The sequence below is a fragment of the Pseudoflavonifractor phocaeensis genome, from assembly GCF_016901735.1.
Lineage (GTDB): Bacteria > Bacillota > Clostridia > Oscillospirales > Oscillospiraceae > Pseudoflavonifractor_A.
Genome location: NZ_JACLZC010000190.1, coordinates 1 through 534 on the forward strand (window position 1 = coordinate 1; position 534 = coordinate 534).

Annotated in this window: 1 protein-coding gene; it reads right to left on the minus strand. The window is 61.0% G+C overall.

Annotation, left to right across the window (positions count from 1 at the left end):
* A partial coding sequence (locus tag H7U37_RS15205; RefSeq protein ID WP_204877001.1) for a hypothetical protein occupies nucleotides 1-534 on the minus strand: 534 nt, incomplete at both ends.

Here is a 534-nt window from a genome sequence, read left to right on the forward strand (position 1 = left end):
AGGACCAGGTGCCGTCGCCGTTGTCGATGACGGTCCAGACGTCGCTCTCAGAGAAGCCGGACAGGGTGCCGTCGGTCAGGGAGACGTCGGTGCCGTTGTTGTAGAAGCCGTTGTAAGTGCCGGAAAGGGCCTTGCCATAGGCGGGGTTATAGATGACCACCTGCTCCCCGTCGTAGATGGGGCCGTCGCCGGGCTGCGGCTCGGAGGAGCCGGAAACCTGATAGAAGGCCAGAGCAAACATGCCCTCAGAACCGGCCTCGATGTTATAGTAGGCGCTCCAGGTGCCGTAGCTGTCCTGGTACTCCATATAAGACTCACGGACGGTGTTCTTGATGTAGTACAGGCCGTTTCCGGCATCCTCCAGCGTCCACTTGTCGTTCTTCTCGCCCAGAGGCATACTGGTGTAGGAATCACCCATGCCGATGTTCTGGCCGCCGTAGGAGAAGGACCAGGTGCCGTCGCCGTTGTCGATGACGGTCCAGACGTCGCTCTCAGAGAAGCCGGACAGGGTGCCGTCGGTCAGGGAGACGTCGG